The organism is Syntrophus sp. (in: bacteria) (genome assembly GCF_040768185.1).
Taxonomy (GTDB): domain Bacteria; phylum Desulfobacterota; class Syntrophia; order Syntrophales; family Syntrophaceae; genus Syntrophus; species Syntrophus buswellii.
In genome coordinates this window covers 626,831-643,263 of record NZ_JAXGNC010000001.1, presented here as the reverse complement: position 1 = coordinate 643,263, position 16,433 = coordinate 626,831, and the positions used below count along the sequence as shown (strand labels likewise).

Below are 16,433 nucleotides of genomic sequence, written 5' to 3'. Positions count from 1 at the left end.
CCGGATTGTTGGTTTCATCCCTGGGATAGAAGATCCGCACTTCCCGCGTCGCCTCTTTTCTGCACGAATCCACTTTCAGGGTCGCCTTGACGGTCTTTCTGCCGAATTCGTTGTTGTCCTCGGGCAGCCCTTCATAGACCACGGTGAACTTTCGCCCCTTTGGCGCCTGCAGTGTCGAGGCAGGAAAAACGGTGCGGCGGGATCCTTCTATTTCCGGGATCGTCCATTCGATGAAATCCGCATAGTGCGCCGGCACTGTTTTCGCCTCAAGCTCCAGGGTCAGCCTGTTGGAATGTTCGCCGAAGACATGCCTGTCCTTGTCCCTGGGGCTGATAACGAGGAGCTCCACGGATTTCATCTCCTGGCACTCCTCGGCGGGCTCCCCCTGGACCCTGAGATACAGCGTCATCGTGGAACCGTGGCTGCAGCCGGGAGAGGGGCCCATCGGCCTGCCGATATCCCGGCGCAAAGTAAGCTCACCCTGTTCAAGCCATTGTTCAAATTCTGATTGGCTCAGCGTCCATGAGGCACGGGAGCATCCCGCTTTCAGATTCGTCCGGCCATCATCTCCCAGGAAGATTGCCGCAGGCGCTTCGGCCACGATGGTGATCCGGCCATCTTCCTCCGTTTCCGCACTGACTACGCCGGAATGGAATTGCGGGTAACGTTCGCCCCCGGAGATTTCATAGCCGGAGAAGTGGGTCCAGCCCGTGCAGGACGATGGTGAGTATGACCCCCGGCGCACACACTTTTTGCCGCCCATGCCCGACACATCGATCTTCGTTGACAGGGATTGAATCTCATACGCCTTTTGCCCATCGAACCTTCCTCTTGCCGGATCGTAGGTGTGCCCGACGATCAGGTTGCCGACAAATCGCTCTTTGATCGTGTAAAACAGGTCTGTCCGCACTTCATTGGAGAAGAGCTCTTTTTCTCCGCCATGGACGACGAGATACCCTTCCACGGCAACAGCCTCGGGAAGCTGAGGCTTTTCTGTGCCCGGAGGAAGAAGACTCATCCTGTTCTTCATCTGGAGGAACTGGCTGTTGATGACCTCGCGACGGCGCAAGACCTCTTCCTCCGGCGATTCCGCCGGCCGGATGGGCATGGTGCTCGTACCCGTTATTCCAGCGGCTCCCCGGTTCGCCCCGCCCATGAGCTGCAAGGTTTCGCGGTATGCCTCCATCAGTTTATTCAGGTCCGTTGTTCCTTCCAGCTGCTGTTCAAGCTGTCTTGCCCTCTGATCGATATCCGCCGGTGGCTGAGCGAACACCGCAAAGCAGAACAGGGAGAGGACCATTGTTCCGATTATCGAACAGAAGAGGGATGTTCTCAAGAGACTAAACGACATCATGCGCATATCCGTTCTCCGGGGCAAACAGGTGAAATTTCCGGGCCGCATAGGAGATGGCGGCCTCGGTTGGCGCGGATCGATTCGACGGGGGACTGCGGGGCAGCCCCGACTGGCAAACAGCCCGATGGCGGAGCCGGTCCCCGAGATTTTTTCATTATCAAGATTGATGCCTGATGGCCATCGGGCACCGGTGCAGAGATTAATTCCTTGAAAGATTGATTTCAACCATATATTCAAGCGGTCTGCATCATTCCTTATGGTGCGGGACGGGTGCGGCGGTAAATGGTCATTTCACGGAAAGTGACAGCGAGGGCAACCAGCGGAATTCAAGGAGGCCTGCTGAACAGGAGGCGGGTTTGAGGGAAAGGTTCTGCCAGGGGCATCGGGGGAAGAGGAGATGAAAGACGAGAAGCCAAGGGTTCTTCTTTTTACGGGAAGCGGCAAAGGGAAAACGACGGCGGCCCTGGGGATGGCCATCCGGGCCAGCGGCCACGGAATGAAGGTGAGCATTGTCAGTTCATCAAAGTCCGGGTCAAAAACAGGGGAAGTGGCCGCCGTGAGGTATCTTCCCGGGGTGGAGCTGATCCAGACGGGGCTCGGTTTTGTCCTGCCCGAGGACGGCCCCGCATTCTTCCAGCACCGCGAGGCGGCGCAGCGGGGGCTTCAGCTGGCTGAAGAAGTGATCCGGTCGGGGTTGATCGATCTGGTCATCCTCGATGAAATCTGCAACGCCGTGGCCCTGAAGCTTCTGTCGGAGGAAGGGGTGATTGCGGTTCTCCGGCAGGCCGGCCCCCGCCAGATCATTGTCCTGACAGGGCGGGACGCCCCGGAGTCGTTTGTGGCCCTGGCCGATACGGTTACCGTCATGGAGGCGCACAAGCATGCCTTGGCGTCGGGGCGACCGGCACAAAAAGGCGTTGAGTATTGAGGCTCAGGGCCTTATCAGGCGGCCCGCCGAGGTCAGGACGTCGGCGATTTCGTACATGTTGGAAATCGTTCCCACGGCGAGCCGGTCGGTGAGACTGAAAAAGTTCAAGCAGGTGCCGCAGACCAGCATTTCCACGCCGGCTTGGGCCAGCTCTCTGATGTCCTCTAGGACATCGGAGCCGTTTACCGTAAGTTTGACCCCGGAATTGTAAAAGATGATTTTATCGGGAAGCGTGTCGAGCTCCTGCAGGGTATGGAAAAAGCCCCGCATCAGGAGCCGGCCCAGTTCGTCATCGCCCTGTCCCATGGTTTCGGAAGGAATCAGAATGACAGAGGGCGCGCAAACGGAGGTGCCGACCGCCTCCTGCCGGGCCGCACCGTCCGGGATGTCCTTGGGGGCGGCATGTTTCTGCGCGGCGTCAAGGCCGCTCTCCCGGGTCAGAGTGAGAGTCCACGTTCGGTCCTGCTCGTCCGTCACGGTCACCCGGCAGCCCTGGGACTTCGCCAGGCGCTTCACATTTTCCACGGCGGCCATGTTGTCCACCCGGACGGTCAGTTCCGCGGAGTGCTCCAGGGCCTTTTTGGCGAGGATGACAGGCTGCGGGCAGGCCAGTCCCCGCGCATCAATCATTTCCGGCATGGGCTAGCCATCTCCTTTTCAGGTTTTCCGCCGGACCCGGGATGCCAATCGGCCGACGGCCTCAAGGGCGGCAGACACCTCGTCCTCCGTATTGAAGGCTCCGAGGCTGAACCTGGTGGTTCCCACGGGAAAGGTTCCGATGGTCTTATGGGCCGACGGTGCGCATTGGAGCCCGGGGCGGGACATGATGTTCTCCTCTTCATCCAGGGCGAGGGAGATTTCCGCTGGCGAGAGCCCCTGGATCGTGAAGGAAACGACGGCAATCCGGCGGGACGGATCACCCGGTCCATAAACGGTGACTCCCGGCATCTCTTCCAGGCCATGGAGCAGACGTTCCGCCAGCCGGATTTCCTCTGCCCGGATCTGCGGTACGCCGCGATTCAGAACGAAACGGACCCCCGCTTCCAGGCCGGCCAGGCCGACGGCATTGGGCGTGCCGGACTCGAATTTGTCGGGAAGAAAGTCCGGCTGTTCCTCGAACTCGGAACGGCTTCCCGTTCCACCCACCATGAGCGGACGGATCTTTTCTTCCAGTCCCTTCCGGATATAGAGCCCGCCGGTGCCCTGCGGGCCGTAAAGGGATTTGTGCCCCGTAAAGGCGAGGAGGTCAATGCCCAGATCCTCTACATCGACGGGATAGGATCCTGCTGTCTGGGCGGCGTCGACGCAAAAGATCAAGCCGTGTTCGCGGGCAATCGTTCCGACTTCCTTCAAGGGCATGAGCGTCCCGGTGACGTTGGAGGCAGAGGTCAGATAAATGGCGCGGGTGTTGGGGCGTATGCTCCGCGATAGGTCCGCCGGGTCCAGCTCGCCCGAAGGGGAGCAGGCAAGGACGCTCAGTTCCACTCCCTCCCTTTCGAGAGTCCGCAGCGGCCTCATGACCGAGTTGTGTTCCATGCTGGATGTGATGGCGTGGTCGCCTGGATAAAGCAGCCCCCGGATCGCCAGGTTCAGCGCCTCCGTGGCGTTTTTTGTAAACACCACCTGCAGGTCATCTTCAATGCCGAAAAGCTCTGCCACGCCTGCCCGGGCATCCATGATGATCCGTGCCGCGTCCAGGGAGAGCCGGTGTCCCGAACGGCCTGGATTCGCCCCGATATTGAGGAGGTAGTGCTCCATGGCCCTGAGGGTTTCCGCCGGTTTGGGCCAGGATGTGGCGGCATTGTCGAAATAGATGATGCTGTGCGGGGTCATCGGAACCTTTCTCGAAACCGTCTACCCTTGCCGGGCCGGGCGGTTTGAATCGTTTCACCGCATTGAAAATGTCTGCTCCTGGAAACGGCCGATACGATAGGGAACCTGATTGCAGAAGTCAAATGACGATTTGTTATGGAAGCCCCCTTTACATTCCATTCGGGAAAGTACAGGGGGAGTTGGGTATTGACGAAGAGGGGAAAAGCTCTTAGATAAAGAGGACCGAATCGAAAGCCGACGAAGGAGAGGACCGATATGATGAATGCAAGGGGGAGCGGCATTCTGCTGCATGTGACGTCTTTGCCTTCGCCCTGCGGCATTGGCGATCTCGGGCCTGGAGCCTTTCGCTTTGTCGATTTTCTGGCCGATGCCGGCCAGAGATTCTGGGAGATTCTTCCCCTATCGCCCACGCTAGGCAGTTACGGCCATTCCCCTTACAGCAGCTTTTCCGCCTTTGCCGGAAATCCTCTGCTGATCAGCCCGGAGCTCCTCTGCCGTGAAGGTCTGCTGAACCGGGTGGAGCTTGAGGAGATGCCGGCTTTTCCCGGAAACGTTGTCGATTACGGCAGGGCGGCAGCCTGCAAAGAAAAGCTCCTGTCACTGGCCTTTGAGCGCTTTCGGGGCAGGGGGCGGCCGTGGCGCGGAAGCTGGATCGACTTCACGGAACAGCAGGCCTCCTGGCTCGAAGATTATGCCCTTTTTGCTGCGCTGAAAGGGGAATTCCCCTCCGGGACCTGGGCGATGTGGCCGCCGGAACTTCGGGATCGAAAACCGGCGGCGCTCTCCAGGATGCGCCGGAAATTGGCCCTTCCCCTGGCCAGGGAAAAATTTGTTCAATATATCTTTGACCGGCAGTGGTCTTCCCTCAGGGAGTACTGCCGTCAGAAAGGACTTCAAGTCATCGGCGATCTTCCCATCTACATGGCTTATGACAGCGCCGATGTCTGGGCAAATCCGGAACTCTTTTTTCTCGGGAAGGACAAAAAGCCTCTGGCGGTGGGCGGCGTACCCCCCGATCTCTTCTGCAAAACGGGACAGCTCTGGGGGAATCCCGTTTACCGATGGGATGTCTTGAAAGAAAGCGGCTATTGCTGGTGGAAGGAGCGTTTTCGCCAGGCGTTCCGGAATTATGATTGGCTGAGAATCGATCATTTCCGGGGATTTGTCGCCTATTGGGAGGTGCCGGCCGGTGCCGTAACGGCGGAAAGCGGCCAGTGGAAGAAAGCGCCGGCCGATGATTTTTTCCGGCAGCTCTATTCCGACTTCCCCTGTCTGCCGATCATTGCCGAGGATCTGGGGGCGGAATCCGCAGAGGTTTGGAAAATCATGGATCGCTACGATATTCCGGGAATGCGCCCCCTGCTGTTCGCCTTTGGCGATTCGCTGCCCGATCACCCCTGTGCGCCCCACAACATTGCTGAACATACCGTTGTCTATACGGGAACGCATGATCTCAACACGGTTCGGGGCTGGTTCTGCCGGGAAGCGACGCGTCAGGACAGGAAGCGGCTTTACCGCTATCTGGGGAGTCGCACCTCCGCCTCGAGGGTGCCCTGGGATTTGATCCGGCTGGCCATGATGAGCGCGGCAAGACTGGCGGTTTTTCCCCTCCAGGATGTCCTCGGGCTTGACGAAACCGCACGAATGAACCGTCCGGGCACGGTTCATGGGAACTGGCGGTGGCGTTTTCAGCCGGAAGACCTCGGTCCGCCCACTGTGGAGCGGCTTCGTGAACTGACGGAGATCTATGGGCGTCTTTGAAGGAAGACCCCGTGATGACCTGAGACACCGGTCGGATCGAAGGGTCAAGGCGGGCGGTCAAGCGTCGGCTGCAGCTGCTCGAGAGGCGTCCCGCCATGAAAAGACATTGACAAGGCCCATGAGTACATAATATGCAATACATCCTGAGAAAGATTTCCAATTGAAAACAACAAGGAGGGGTCATATGAACGTTTGCAGTAAGGGTAAAATGGGGCTGATCGCTTGTGCCCTGTTTTTTGCGTTGTTTTATCTTCTGTCGTCGGTTGCCGAGGCGCGCGTCGGTGGAGGACGGTCTTTCGGCAGCCGGGGGTCCCGCTCCTTCAGCAGTTCTCCTAGTTCTCCAAGCTCTCCGTCCCGCTCTTACAACACGCCTTCCCGTCCGTCTCCCTCTGCGGCCCCGCAGTCGCAGCCGGGAGGCTTCATGAGAAGCATGGCCGGCGGCCTTCTTGGCGGAATGGCCGGGGCGCTGCTTTTCAGCAGTCTCGGTTTCGGCCATGGCGCAGGCGGTTTTGGCGGCGGGATCGGCCTGATGGATATTCTGCTGCTGGGGGCGATTCTCTACGGGATCTACTGGTTTATCAAGAGGCGGCGGCAGGCGGCGACCGCCATGAATGCCCCGATGGCCTACGGCAGCCCGGACAACAGGGATGCCTTCAATACGGACTCCTATGCCCCGCCGATCCGGGACATTCCCCCGGCCGGTTACGAAGCCGGTGACGGACTGAGCGCCATTCGGCGGGAAGATCATTCCTTCGATGAGAAGCGCTTCAAGGATTCCGTTCTGGATAATTTTTTTTCGATCCAGGGTGCCTGGGCAAACCGGGATATGTCCGGTGTCCGGAACTTGCTGACCGATGACATGTACAAAACGATTCAGCAGGACGCTGATGAGCTTCGGGCGAAGCACAGGATCAACAAGCTCGACAACATCGCGGTCCGTTCCGTGGAGATTACGGAATCCTGGCAGGAGGGCGGCAGAGATTTCATCACGGTCAGATTTTATGCAAACCTGCTGGATTACACGGTGGACGAGATCTCCGGCGAGGTTCTGGCCGGGAGCAGGAAGGACCCTGTGAAATTTGTGGAGTTCTGGACATTTGCCCGGCCGTCGGGCAACAACCCCTGGCGGCTTTCCGCTATTCAGCAGGAAAGCTAGCCGGAAAAAAGACGGCCAGCCAGATCGTCTCCTGCTCCGGGTCGGTCCACTCCACCCGGTGCCGGGTATGCGCCGGGATCAGGAGCGAATCGCCCGGTTTCAGGGTTACGAGATCGTCCGGTCCCGAAAAGCTCAGGACAGCTTTGCCCCGGAGGAGCAGGACCCATTCCCTGCTCCTCCGAATCATACTGCACCCGGGGGAGAGGCCCGTCCCCGGGAAATGATCCGCCCCATCCTCACGCCGGGCATGTCTGGCAGGCTTGTGAATTGCTCTTCCGCGAGGCTGTCGGGGACCCTTCAAAAAGATTCAACACCATCCTGTTCATCGTCATTCCCGAAATTCAAACATGACCTTTTCATAAGGCCTGGGAAACATCATCATGTATACAGGTCCATGACATAGCGGTCCGTCATGCCCGAGATGTAATCCGCCAGGATCCTCCGTTTCTCTGAGGAGTCCGGCGCCTCGTCAAAGCGGATTTTGAACGTCCGGGGCAGCATTTCCGGGTATATCGTTCCAGGTGGCGAAAATCTCGCCGGATGATGAGTCGTTCCTTTCATTCGCCATGATGCATTAATTTGCGGTTTCGATAGATACTTTCAAAGAGACAGCCTGAGGGCGTCAAAGTTTTCCCAGACCTGCAGGGGGCGGCCACAATATCTTCCGTGGGAAATTTCTGGCCTTCTCGACGGATGAAATCCCCGTGCTGCTCGATATTTCGAGAAGTCTGTCGAATTGATGGCAATGTTGGCCTCCTCGATCAGGTGCGGACCAGGATCCGGGACTGGAGGATGGTATCGGCTTGGAGAATATCCGGGGTGGTCTTGAATGGCAGCGTCTAAACGCGCTCTACCAGGGGTTTTCCATGTTGCGCAGATCTCGGAGGCGCAGATAGCCGGCATTGAGGGCGTCTTCGAGGTCGTGGGCGCAGAGGCCAGGATCACATGTCGACGACCTGTGTTTCCAGGGATGATTTGGGGCGGAATTCCGGAGGGGCGTCGGGGTGATCGTGAGTTGTGTTGGGCGACGGGCGATCTCCTCGCGGGTTTCGAAGCAGAACAGGCCGTCGTAACGCTGATGTAATCGCTTCAGAAAATCCACGACCCGCAGACTCTGGAGATTGTGTTCGAACCCCGTCATCCTTAAGAAGCTCGTTAAGGCTCTCCGCCGGCATGGCCGAAGTGAGGATGGCCGAGATCGTGGGCAAGGCGATGGCTCTCCATGCCAGAGGTCTTCACGGCTTCAAAAGCCCGGGCGAAGGTCCGGGCGTGCTGGGCTACTTCCAGCGTGTGGGTCAGGCGCGTCCGCAGCACTTCGTTGATCAGGAAAACCTGTGTTTTGTGCTGAAGATCCTTAAATACCTTCTGAGTAAAGAATCCGGTCCCTGTCCTGCTGAAAACAGGTGCGGTAGTCATGGGCTCGTTGCCGTGCAGCGTTCGGCCAATGCTGTACGCGCGCTGTGCGTAGGGGGCTAGCCTTTTTTCTTCTGTCGTTTCAATGAATTCTCGCGTGCTGTCGCGATAGTGACTTTGTCGTTTCTTGAGGAAAAGTTTATACGCCGCCTGACGCTTTTGCAAGCGATACCTTGGAAAGGCTCTGTCCCGGAAAGGGTCATCGGTGCCGCCTTGAAAATTCCGGGGAACAAAATCGATGTGGGTCGTCTATCCATCGTTGGTATGAAATAAGCATTTAGAATCCTGGTGATACAAATTTTTTTGAACGATGATCCTTTCTCGGGTGGGAGAAAGGATCGACAGCGATATGAAATCCTTCTGCTTCCTGGTGACATCTTCGATTTGCCGAGTTAATCCGCTGTTCTTATCCGTCTTCTCAAAAACCATGGGGATCTTTTCAGGGATTGCAGGGATTTCAGGGAGAGCAGGATCATGAGGTACTTTTTTGGCGTACTGTGTTTGATTTTATGTCTTGGCACAAATGCTGTTGCCGCATCGAATGAAGAAGCGGCAATCGTTAAAAATTGTTCGGGGACCGCATTCATTGTCCGGCAGCAGAGGACGCTTACGGTTAAGAAAAGCGAGCGGATTTATTCCGGCGACCTGCTTCGAACCGGTCGAGATGGAACGCTGGGGATCATCTTTAAGGACAATACCATTCTTTCCCTCGGACCCCGCAGTGAACTGCTGATTGAAGAATTTCATTTTGACCCATCCCGGGGAAAACTTTCGATCGTGACCCGGATGCTCAAGGGCACTGCCGCCTACGTCTCCGGCGTCATCGCCAGGTTGTCCCCTCAATCGGTGCGCTTTGAAACACCCTCGGCCACCATCGGAATTCGGGGGACCAAGTTCCTGGTGAAGGTCGAAGACGGTGGAGAAGAAGAATGAAACGCGCGGCAGTGAAGGCGACTTCATGGGTCATGCTTCTCTTTCTGGGGGCCTGCGCGGTCCCGGAGGTCAAAACAGAGGCTGTTCCTGTTCCTGACGCAGGCAGAACGCAAGTGGTTCTTATGCCCGACCCGGACGGAAAGGTTGGAGAAGTCACCGTCAGAAATAGAGGCGGTTCCCGGAAAATCAATCAAGCCGGGCAGATGGCGGAAGCAAAGGATGGGACCAGTGCCATTTCAACGCAGGCCCCCCTGGCCGAGGGGGATATTCACAAAGTGTTCGGCGCCGCTCTCGCCGCACTGCCGAAAAAGCCGGTCATCTTTATCCTTTATTTTAAAACCGATTCCACCGAACTGACGGAGGCGTCGCAAACAACGCTTTCCTCTGTCCATGCTGCCATCAGTGACAGGCAGTCGCAGGACATCAGCGTTATCGGCCATACGGATAGAACGGGTGAAAAGAGTTATAACGTTGCCCTTTCCCGCAGTCGGGCCTTGAAGATCAAAAAATTCCTCATTTCAAAAAGCGTAAATCCCTCCATCATCGAGGTCGATTATCACGGAGAAGCCGATCCCCTGATTAAAACCCCGGACGGGGTGGCGGAGCCTCGCAATCGAAGGGTTGAAGTGACCGTCCGATAATCCCGGATAAGGGAGAGCGTTCCAGTATTCTTTGACGGACCGGGGACGACCGGAGACATCGGCACCAATCTTTCTCCTCGCTGTTGAAACCCTCACCAAGTGTCCATCCGATTCCCATCTGAAGAGGATCCTGGCGTTCAGTGCCCTGCGGACGGGTGTCCAACCCGGAATGATTCCGTCCTGACCAGCTGCGGAATCTCCCTCTTCGTTTCGCCGCAGGCATCCCATCCTGCTGGCCGTCCTGTCCTCAACGTTTTTCTTCTTCCTGACGACACATTTCGGAACGCCGGCGTTCAAACCTACAATATTGTGGAGGGTTGTCCCGGAATTGTCCCAAATTTGTTCCTTTATGGGCCTGCAGTGGCGCTGCCGTGGAAATAAAAAGAATGATATCATGATCTTATCTTTAAGGCACGACATTCGCTGAATAGAGAGTCACGGTTTCCGGAACCATGTTCAGATACAAGAATCAAGAAATATTCTGGAGGAGGCATCATGAAAACGTTTTTAACAGTCAGAGGATTCTTCGTGATCAGCTTGTTGCTGTCCGGTCTTTTCCTGCTCTCCGCGACGCCGCTGTGTGCCGAGGAGGAAAAGCCCACGGGAGATTTTTCCCTGTCGGCATTGTCCGGGTATATATGGCGGGGGCAGGAACTCAGCCGGGACAGCATCGTCGTTCAGCCTTCCATGACCATGGGCTACAAGGGGTTTTCCGTTAATGTCTGGGGGAACCTCGACACGGACCCCTATGTGGCGGACTCCGACGATGACAGCACAAACTGGACGGAAACGGATGTGACCCTGTCCTATACAAAGACTCTCGGACTCTTCAATCTCGGTGGAGGTTACATCTACTACGCTCTTGCCGGGTCCAATGAGAATGGGACGGATGTTCATGATTCCCAGGAGATTTACGTTTCCGTGGGTCTGAATACGCTCCTTTCGCCGACATTGACGGTCTACAAGGAAATCAGCTATTACCACCAGTGGTACTTCCTGCTGGGAATCTCCCATACCATCGAGTTGAACAATCGGGTCTCATTGAAACTTGCGGCCTCGGCCAGTTACCTGCACAGCGAAGATGAGGAGACCTATCCCGAATATAACGGAGATGCCGAACCCACCAGTGGTAAATTCAGCAATCTGCATGACGGGACCTTAACCGCCAGCCTGCCCGTCAAGGCGACTCGGTATGTCACGGTAATACCCATGATTTCCTATGTCTTTCCCCTTTCGGACGATGCAAAGGACGAAATGAAGGGAAGGGGGATACAGGGTGAAAAACCGTCCGACCGCGACAGTTCCTTCCTTTACGGCGGTGTGACCCTGAGCTTCACCTTTTGATGAAGATCCGCCGGAAGGGGGGTATGCCGGCGGAGATCATCCTTTTTAAAAAATATGCCTAAAAATGCTTGACCTGTCTATCGCTTTACAGTTTAGGATAGCTTTCTCTCCGGCCGGAAGAAATAGCGTCATGGAGGATGGAAAAGATGAAGGGAGCTGTAACGATAGCGGAATGGATAGACCGCTTCCGAGCGGTAGGGCTTGACGAACTGGCGATGCGGAAGTGGCACCGCCTCTTTGAAGAAGAGAACCCCGAAGGTCATCAGAGGTTCCTGGAATGGCTCGGCGCTTCGCCGGAGCAGATCGCTGATATCCGAAAAATGTAACCCGGAGTCAACCGCCCCCGTCCTAAGCCGGTCCGGGGCGGAACCCTTGAATAGGGCCCAAGTACCTGATTCGTGAACTTGCTGGAATTTTTGGCCTTTCCCGAAGCACCCTGCTTTACTATGACCGGGTCGGACTCCTTTCCCCTTCGGCACGATCCGAAAAGGGGTACCGTCTTTACTCCGATGCCGACCGGGATCGTTTGTCGGCGATCTGTTCCTTCCGAGAGGCTGGTTTAAGCCTGGAGGATATTCGGAAGATCATCTCTTCCCGGAAGAGCGACACGACGGAGATCCTTCTTCGGCGCCTTTCGGCTCTGAGCGGGGAGATCCAGGAGTTCCAGGCCAAGAGACGCATGCTGGCCGGCATGCTGAAAGCCCGTGCGCCGGGAGACATCCCTTCCTCCGTCGACAAGAACCTCTTCGTCGGGATGCTGAAGGCCGCTGGACTGGATGATGCGGCGATGCGGCGGTTTCACAGGGCCTTCGAAGAACGCGAGCCGGAGGCGCACCATGCCTTTCTTCTTTCCCTGGACCTTCCGGAAAAAGAGGTGCTCCGAATCCGCAGATGGGCCGCAGGCCTGTCCCGGGAAAGGCGTATGGGTTAGTTCAGCCCCCCTTCTCCCATCCCGTTAGACGTCTCCTTTCTCCCCGCTGTGAGAGATTTTCTTCCTGACGTGATGATTTCTCCCGCGTCTTCCTGATGGATTGATCCCCCTCTTTTTTTTTGAACTCCGACTAAGGCTTTGAGGCCGGTTACGCACAAACGGAAACGGCCACAGCCAAAGCTTCAGAACCTTCTCCCTTCCCGGGCGCTCGAGCCGCCAGGATGACTGTTTCGTCCCTCGTCCCTTTCGGGCAAGCATGACCAAGGCATCCGAGGCAAGATTGCGGCGCTTTTCCTAGGCCATATCTGAACGATGGCGCCATTTCTTCCTAGGCCAAAATTACGATATCTCTTAGTAAAAATAAGGTATTACCTGAATTGACAATCCCTGGAAGTTGTGTCTTTATTTTTTTTCATAATTAATATGGGGTTTCCGGTTCTGTCTTCTGTGCGGCGGAGGAGGGTCGGCGTTCTCCCGGGCAGGCGCTCCCGGGGAGAACGCTGTCGATCTGACTCTTCAACCGACAGCGGGACGCGGAGATCCCTCCAACCCGAGTTTTCACTAAGGAGGTTTTCCAAAATGCCAAAGGCTCGTCGTTCCCTGCTGTTCATGTTTCTGTTCTTCTTCGTCTGCTCCTCCCCTTTTCTCCTTTCCGCTTGTGAGAACAGGGCAAAGGAGGAGAAGCTGAATTTCACCACGGAGTACCAGGCTGTGTTTATGGCTAACGGTCAGGTTTTTTTCGGTAAGATCGAGAACGCAGGGGCGGCTTACCCGCTGCTGAAGGAGGTTTATTATATCGGCCGCCAGGCGGCTCCGGAAGAAAAGGAAGTGAGGAGCATCCTGATCAAGCGGGGCAGCGAATGGCACAAACCGGAGTATATGTACATCAACCGGCAGCACATTGCGGTGATTGAGCCCGTCTCGCCCGATTCCAGGGTGGCTCAGCTTATCAAGGAAGCGAAGACGGCGAAGCCAGCGGAAGCTAAGCAGCCATGAGGAGGAGAAAGTACCAGGCAACCGTTTCATGTTGAAGGTTATCCATTTTTGCACGTAAGGAGGGAGCCATGAAGGGTATGTTAAGGAAAAGGGGTGGGGCCTTAAGCCCGGTTTTGTTTCTTCTGCTATTCTGGCTGTGGATCATCTCCGGCCAGGCGGCCGCCGCAACGAACGCCACATGGTCGTTGGGTGGAGATGGTGTCTGGAACAATCCGGCCTATTGGGACATCGGGATGGTTCCTAACGGAAAATACAACGCTTTCATCATCGACGGCACATCCACTGTGACGAGCAACATCAATGTGGCTGTTGAAAACCTGACGCTTGCTTCGGGTAACGGACTTATCGTACAGGACGGGACGTCTTTTTCAATCTCAGGCGGGACAGGGATCGTCACCAACGACGGGACGATCAGGATCGCCGGAAACGGGACTGACACCAGGTTTTATGTCGGCAGCCCCAATGTGACCCTGACGGGTTTCGGTACCCTGATTCTCGATCCGGGCAATTCGGCTCAGCGAAGCCGGATCGGTTCCACCAACATCAACTATGTCCTCACCAACGACACGAACCATACCATCATGGGTGCCGGTTACATCGGGGAGGGCAACATGGGGCTCGTCAACCGGGGAACCATTGTGGCGAATAGCACGGCCGGTCCCCTCTACATCTTGCTGAGCGCTGTGGATGCAGTAAATGAAGGAACCCTCAAGGCAACAGATGGAGCCGGTCTTCATCTCGTCGGCCGGGCGTTCGACAATGCCACCGGTTTGATCCTTGCCGACGGTGCCGGTTCCTATGTCGGTCTCAGGGAAGGTGCCGAAGTGGAGGGGGGAACCTTTACCACGACCAACGGCGGCGTGATCGCGACCCTCAACAGCGGAACGATTGACGGAATCGCCCTTTCCTCCGGTTCCTCGTTTCAGGGCTGGGACGGCACCAACACCTATCTGCAAAACACTCTTACCAATTCCGGGACGATGACGATTGTCGGCAACGGCAGTGATACCCGTTTCTATGTCGACAGCGCCGGTGTGACCCTGACCGGTTCGGGGACGTTGGTTATGAATCCGGGCAATTCGGCACAGCGGAGCCGGATCAGTTCCACCAACGGCAATTTCGTTCTCACCAACGATACGGATCATACGATCCTGGGCTCCGGCTGGGTCGGCGAGAACAACATGGGACTCGTCAACAAGGGGACCATTGCGGCGACCAATGCCGGCGCCCCTCTGTACATCGATGTGAACAGCAGGGATGCCGTAAATGAAGGGACCTTCAAGGCGACGGCCGGTGCCGGCCTTCATCTCATGAACGGCTACTTCGACAATACCAAGGGGCTCATCCTTGCAGAGGGGAGCGGCTCTTATGTCGGCCTTGTGGACGGCGCCATGGTGAAGGGGGGCACCTTCACCACGACCGGCGGCGGTGTGATCGCGACCCTCAACAGCGGAACGATTGACGGGATCGCCCTTTCCTCCGGTTCCTCGTTCCAGGGATCGGACGGCACCAATACCTACCTGCGGAACACTCTTACCAATTCCGGGACGATGACGATTGCCGGCAACGGGAGCGACACCCTCTTCACCCTGAACAGCGCCAGTGTGACCCTGACCGGTTCGGGGACGCTGGTCATGAATCCGGGCAACACGGCTCAACGGAGCCGGATCAGCTCTTCCGACGGCAATTTTGTTCTCACCAACGATACGGATCATACAATCCAGGGCTCCGGCTGGATCGGCCAGAACAACATGGGCGTCGTCAACAAGGGGACCATTGTGGCCAACAATGCCGGCGCCTCTCTGTACATCAATCCCAACGCCAAGTTGCTTGACAACCGGGGAACCCTCCGCGCCGAAAGCGGTGCGACGCTGGCTGTATTGGATGGATTGAAAAACTACGGGAGCAGCACGCTGACCGGCGGCACGTACTACGCGGCCGGCACCATCAAACTTCCCATTGCTACGGCGGGTATCGTAACCAACGCAGCGACAATCGTGATGGATGGGCCGACATCCGCCGTTCTCCGCTATGCCGACAATACCGATGCCCTGAAGGGCTTTGCAACCAATGCGGCGGCCGGGGACTTCACCATCAAGAACGGGCGGGATTTCACCACGGCCGGAGCGTTCAGCAATGCCGGGCAGATGAGCTTCGGAACGGGCAGCGATTTCCAGGTCGGCGCCGCGGGCAGCCTGCAGGATTACACCCAGAGCGCCGGGATCACGACGGTCGATGGCACGCTTTCAGCGAGCAGCGTGGCGATCAATGGCGGGATCCTGAAGGGAACGGGAAGCATTACGGCAAGCGTAATCAATAGCGGAGGTACCGTTGCTCCCGGAAACTCCCCCGGGACCCTGACCATTCATGGAAGTTATGAGCAATCGGAGTATGGAACCCTGGCGATTCAGCTTCTCAATTCAGGTCCTGGCAATTACTCTCTCCTTGACGTGAACGGCTCGGCAAGTCTGGGCGGCGCTCTTGCGATTTATGTCCTGTCGAATGCGATGATTTCTGACGGCGACACCTTCACGGTTCTGACCTCATCGGGAATTCTAGGCGATTTTGCCTCCATCTCCGACAACTCGGCATTCATTGATTTTACATGGAGTATCTATGACGGCAAGGATGTGATCCTGACCGCCCACGGAAACGCCGTACCCATTCCGGCGGCTTTCTGGTTCCTGGGATCCGGGATTGTCGCCGTCCTCGGAATAAGAAAGAGGATGGGATGTTAATCCTGTAAGAGGGGAATTAAAAGCAGGGGGCGACTCGGAATGGAGCGCCCCCTTTTTTTATATCTGCGCACCGCATCAATCCCTCATCGGGCACGTGCCGGCCTTGAGCACTTCGATTCGGGCAAGGGACCTCTGAACAGAACGGAGCGCATGGCAATGCCGTCCGCAGGAGGGTGGCGCACCCGGGACCGGCGGTTTTTTCTCGTTCAGGGCCAGCCTTATTCCGTGTCGGGGATATTCCTTTGACCCGGTACCGGAGCCATAGAGAACCATGGAAGGACTCAGCGGGGATGATTTTTTTATCTTTACATGAGAAGCCATTAAAGTTTTAACGCGCCGGGCCGATAAGGGATATAAAAACCGGCAACAGTGTGCAACGAGGTTGCAGCCGGGACCTCGTCGCAC

Annotated in this window: 16 protein-coding genes and 1 pseudogene; 10 read left to right on the top strand and 7 right to left on the bottom strand. The window is 56.8% G+C overall.

What is annotated here, in order from left to right; all coding sequences use genetic code 11:
* The coding region (locus AB3175_RS02980; RefSeq protein WP_367359442.1) for a hypothetical protein at positions 1 to 1,354 on the bottom strand (1,354 nt) is incomplete at its 3' end.
* Positions 1,355 to 1,751: 397 nt separating this feature from the next.
* Between AB3175_RS02980 and AB3175_RS02975 the strand changes: the two genes are divergently transcribed.
* Positions 1,752 to 2,282 carry a cob(I)yrinic acid a,c-diamide adenosyltransferase gene (locus AB3175_RS02975; protein ID WP_367359441.1) on the top strand — a complete coding sequence of 177 codons (531 nt, stop codon included), beginning with the start codon at positions 1,752 to 1,754 and terminating at the stop codon, positions 2,280 to 2,282.
* A 3-nt stretch (positions 2,283 to 2,285) separates the two neighbouring features.
* Here AB3175_RS02975 and yedF read toward each other — a convergent pair whose 3' ends face one another.
* Entirely contained in the window at positions 2,286 to 2,921 is a 636-nt protein-coding gene (gene yedF / locus AB3175_RS02970; RefSeq protein WP_367359440.1) for a sulfurtransferase-like selenium metabolism protein YedF, read from the bottom strand.
* Positions 2,922 to 2,939: 18 nt separating this feature from the next.
* The gene (locus tag AB3175_RS02965) at positions 2,940 to 4,115 is read right to left on the bottom strand and encodes an aminotransferase class V-fold PLP-dependent enzyme (protein WP_367359439.1); all 1,176 of its coding nucleotides are present in this window, start codon (positions 4,113 to 4,115) and stop codon (positions 2,940 to 2,942) included.
* A gap of 252 nt (positions 4,116 to 4,367) precedes the next feature.
* Here AB3175_RS02965 and malQ point away from each other — a divergent pair.
* Positions 4,368 to 5,876: pseudogene (gene malQ / locus AB3175_RS02960) on the top strand (4-alpha-glucanotransferase); the annotation flags it as partial.
* A gap of 421 nt (positions 5,877 to 6,297) precedes the next feature.
* Entirely contained in the window at positions 6,298 to 7,032 is a 735-nt protein-coding gene (locus AB3175_RS02955; RefSeq protein ID WP_367359438.1) for a Tim44 domain-containing protein, read from the top strand.
* Here AB3175_RS02955 and AB3175_RS02950 read toward each other — a convergent pair.
* From AB3175_RS02950 to AB3175_RS02935, 4 genes are all read right to left on the bottom strand, one after another.
* Entirely contained in the window at positions 7,013 to 7,219 is a 207-nt protein-coding gene (locus tag AB3175_RS02950) for a cupin domain-containing protein (protein ID WP_367359437.1), read from the bottom strand. The two genes, AB3175_RS02955 and AB3175_RS02950, sit on opposite strands and share 20 nt — an antisense overlap.
* Before the next feature lie 191 nt (positions 7,220 to 7,410).
* A complete protein-coding gene (locus tag AB3175_RS02945; RefSeq protein ID WP_367359436.1) occupies positions 7,411 to 7,593 on the bottom strand; it encodes a hypothetical protein in 183 nt (60 codons plus the stop codon).
* Between the two features lie 289 nt (positions 7,594 to 7,882).
* Positions 7,883 to 8,173: a hypothetical protein gene (locus tag AB3175_RS02940; protein ID WP_367359435.1), complete on the bottom strand. Its 291-nt coding sequence runs from the start codon at positions 8,171 to 8,173 to the stop codon at positions 7,883 to 7,885.
* Between the two features lie 14 nt (positions 8,174 to 8,187).
* Positions 8,188 to 8,448, bottom strand: coding sequence for a hypothetical protein (locus tag AB3175_RS02935; RefSeq protein WP_367359434.1), 261 nt, complete (start codon positions 8,446 to 8,448; stop codon positions 8,188 to 8,190).
* Positions 8,449 to 8,919: 471 nt separating this feature from the next.
* Here AB3175_RS02935 and AB3175_RS02930 point away from each other — a divergent pair, with 471 nt between their 5' ends.
* The 7 genes from AB3175_RS02930 to AB3175_RS02900 all read left to right on the top strand — a co-directional run bounded on the left by AB3175_RS02930 (position 8,920) and on the right by AB3175_RS02900 (position 16,028).
* Positions 8,920 to 9,378 carry a FecR domain-containing protein gene (locus AB3175_RS02930; protein ID WP_367359433.1) on the top strand — a complete coding sequence of 153 codons (459 nt, stop codon included), beginning with the start codon at positions 8,920 to 8,922 and terminating at the stop codon, positions 9,376 to 9,378.
* The gene (locus AB3175_RS02925) at positions 9,375 to 10,019 is read left to right on the top strand and encodes an OmpA family protein (protein ID WP_367359432.1); all 645 of its coding nucleotides are present in this window, start codon (positions 9,375 to 9,377) and stop codon (positions 10,017 to 10,019) included. The genes AB3175_RS02930 and AB3175_RS02925 overlap by 4 nt, the downstream gene beginning before the upstream one ends.
* Before the next feature lie 495 nt (positions 10,020 to 10,514).
* On the top strand, positions 10,515 to 11,363 hold the full coding sequence (locus tag AB3175_RS02920) for a TorF family putative porin (protein WP_367359431.1): 849 nt from the start codon (positions 10,515 to 10,517) through the stop codon (positions 11,361 to 11,363).
* A 146-nt stretch (positions 11,364 to 11,509) separates the two neighbouring features.
* Positions 11,510 to 11,689: a hypothetical protein gene (locus AB3175_RS02915; protein WP_367359430.1), complete on the top strand. Its 180-nt coding sequence runs from the start codon at positions 11,510 to 11,512 to the stop codon at positions 11,687 to 11,689.
* Positions 11,690 to 11,739: 50 nt separating this feature from the next.
* Positions 11,740 to 12,294: a MerR family transcriptional regulator gene (locus AB3175_RS02910; protein WP_367359457.1), complete on the top strand. Its 555-nt coding sequence runs from the start codon at positions 11,740 to 11,742 to the stop codon at positions 12,292 to 12,294.
* A gap of 579 nt (positions 12,295 to 12,873) precedes the next feature.
* Entirely contained in the window at positions 12,874 to 13,290 is a 417-nt protein-coding gene (locus AB3175_RS02905; RefSeq protein WP_367359429.1) for a hypothetical protein, read from the top strand.
* Positions 13,291 to 13,358: 68 nt separating this feature from the next.
* The gene (locus tag AB3175_RS02900) at positions 13,359 to 16,028 is read left to right on the top strand and encodes a beta strand repeat-containing protein (RefSeq protein WP_367359428.1); all 2,670 of its coding nucleotides are present in this window, start codon (positions 13,359 to 13,361) and stop codon (positions 16,026 to 16,028) included.
* Positions 16,029 to 16,433 lie beyond the last annotated feature (405 nt).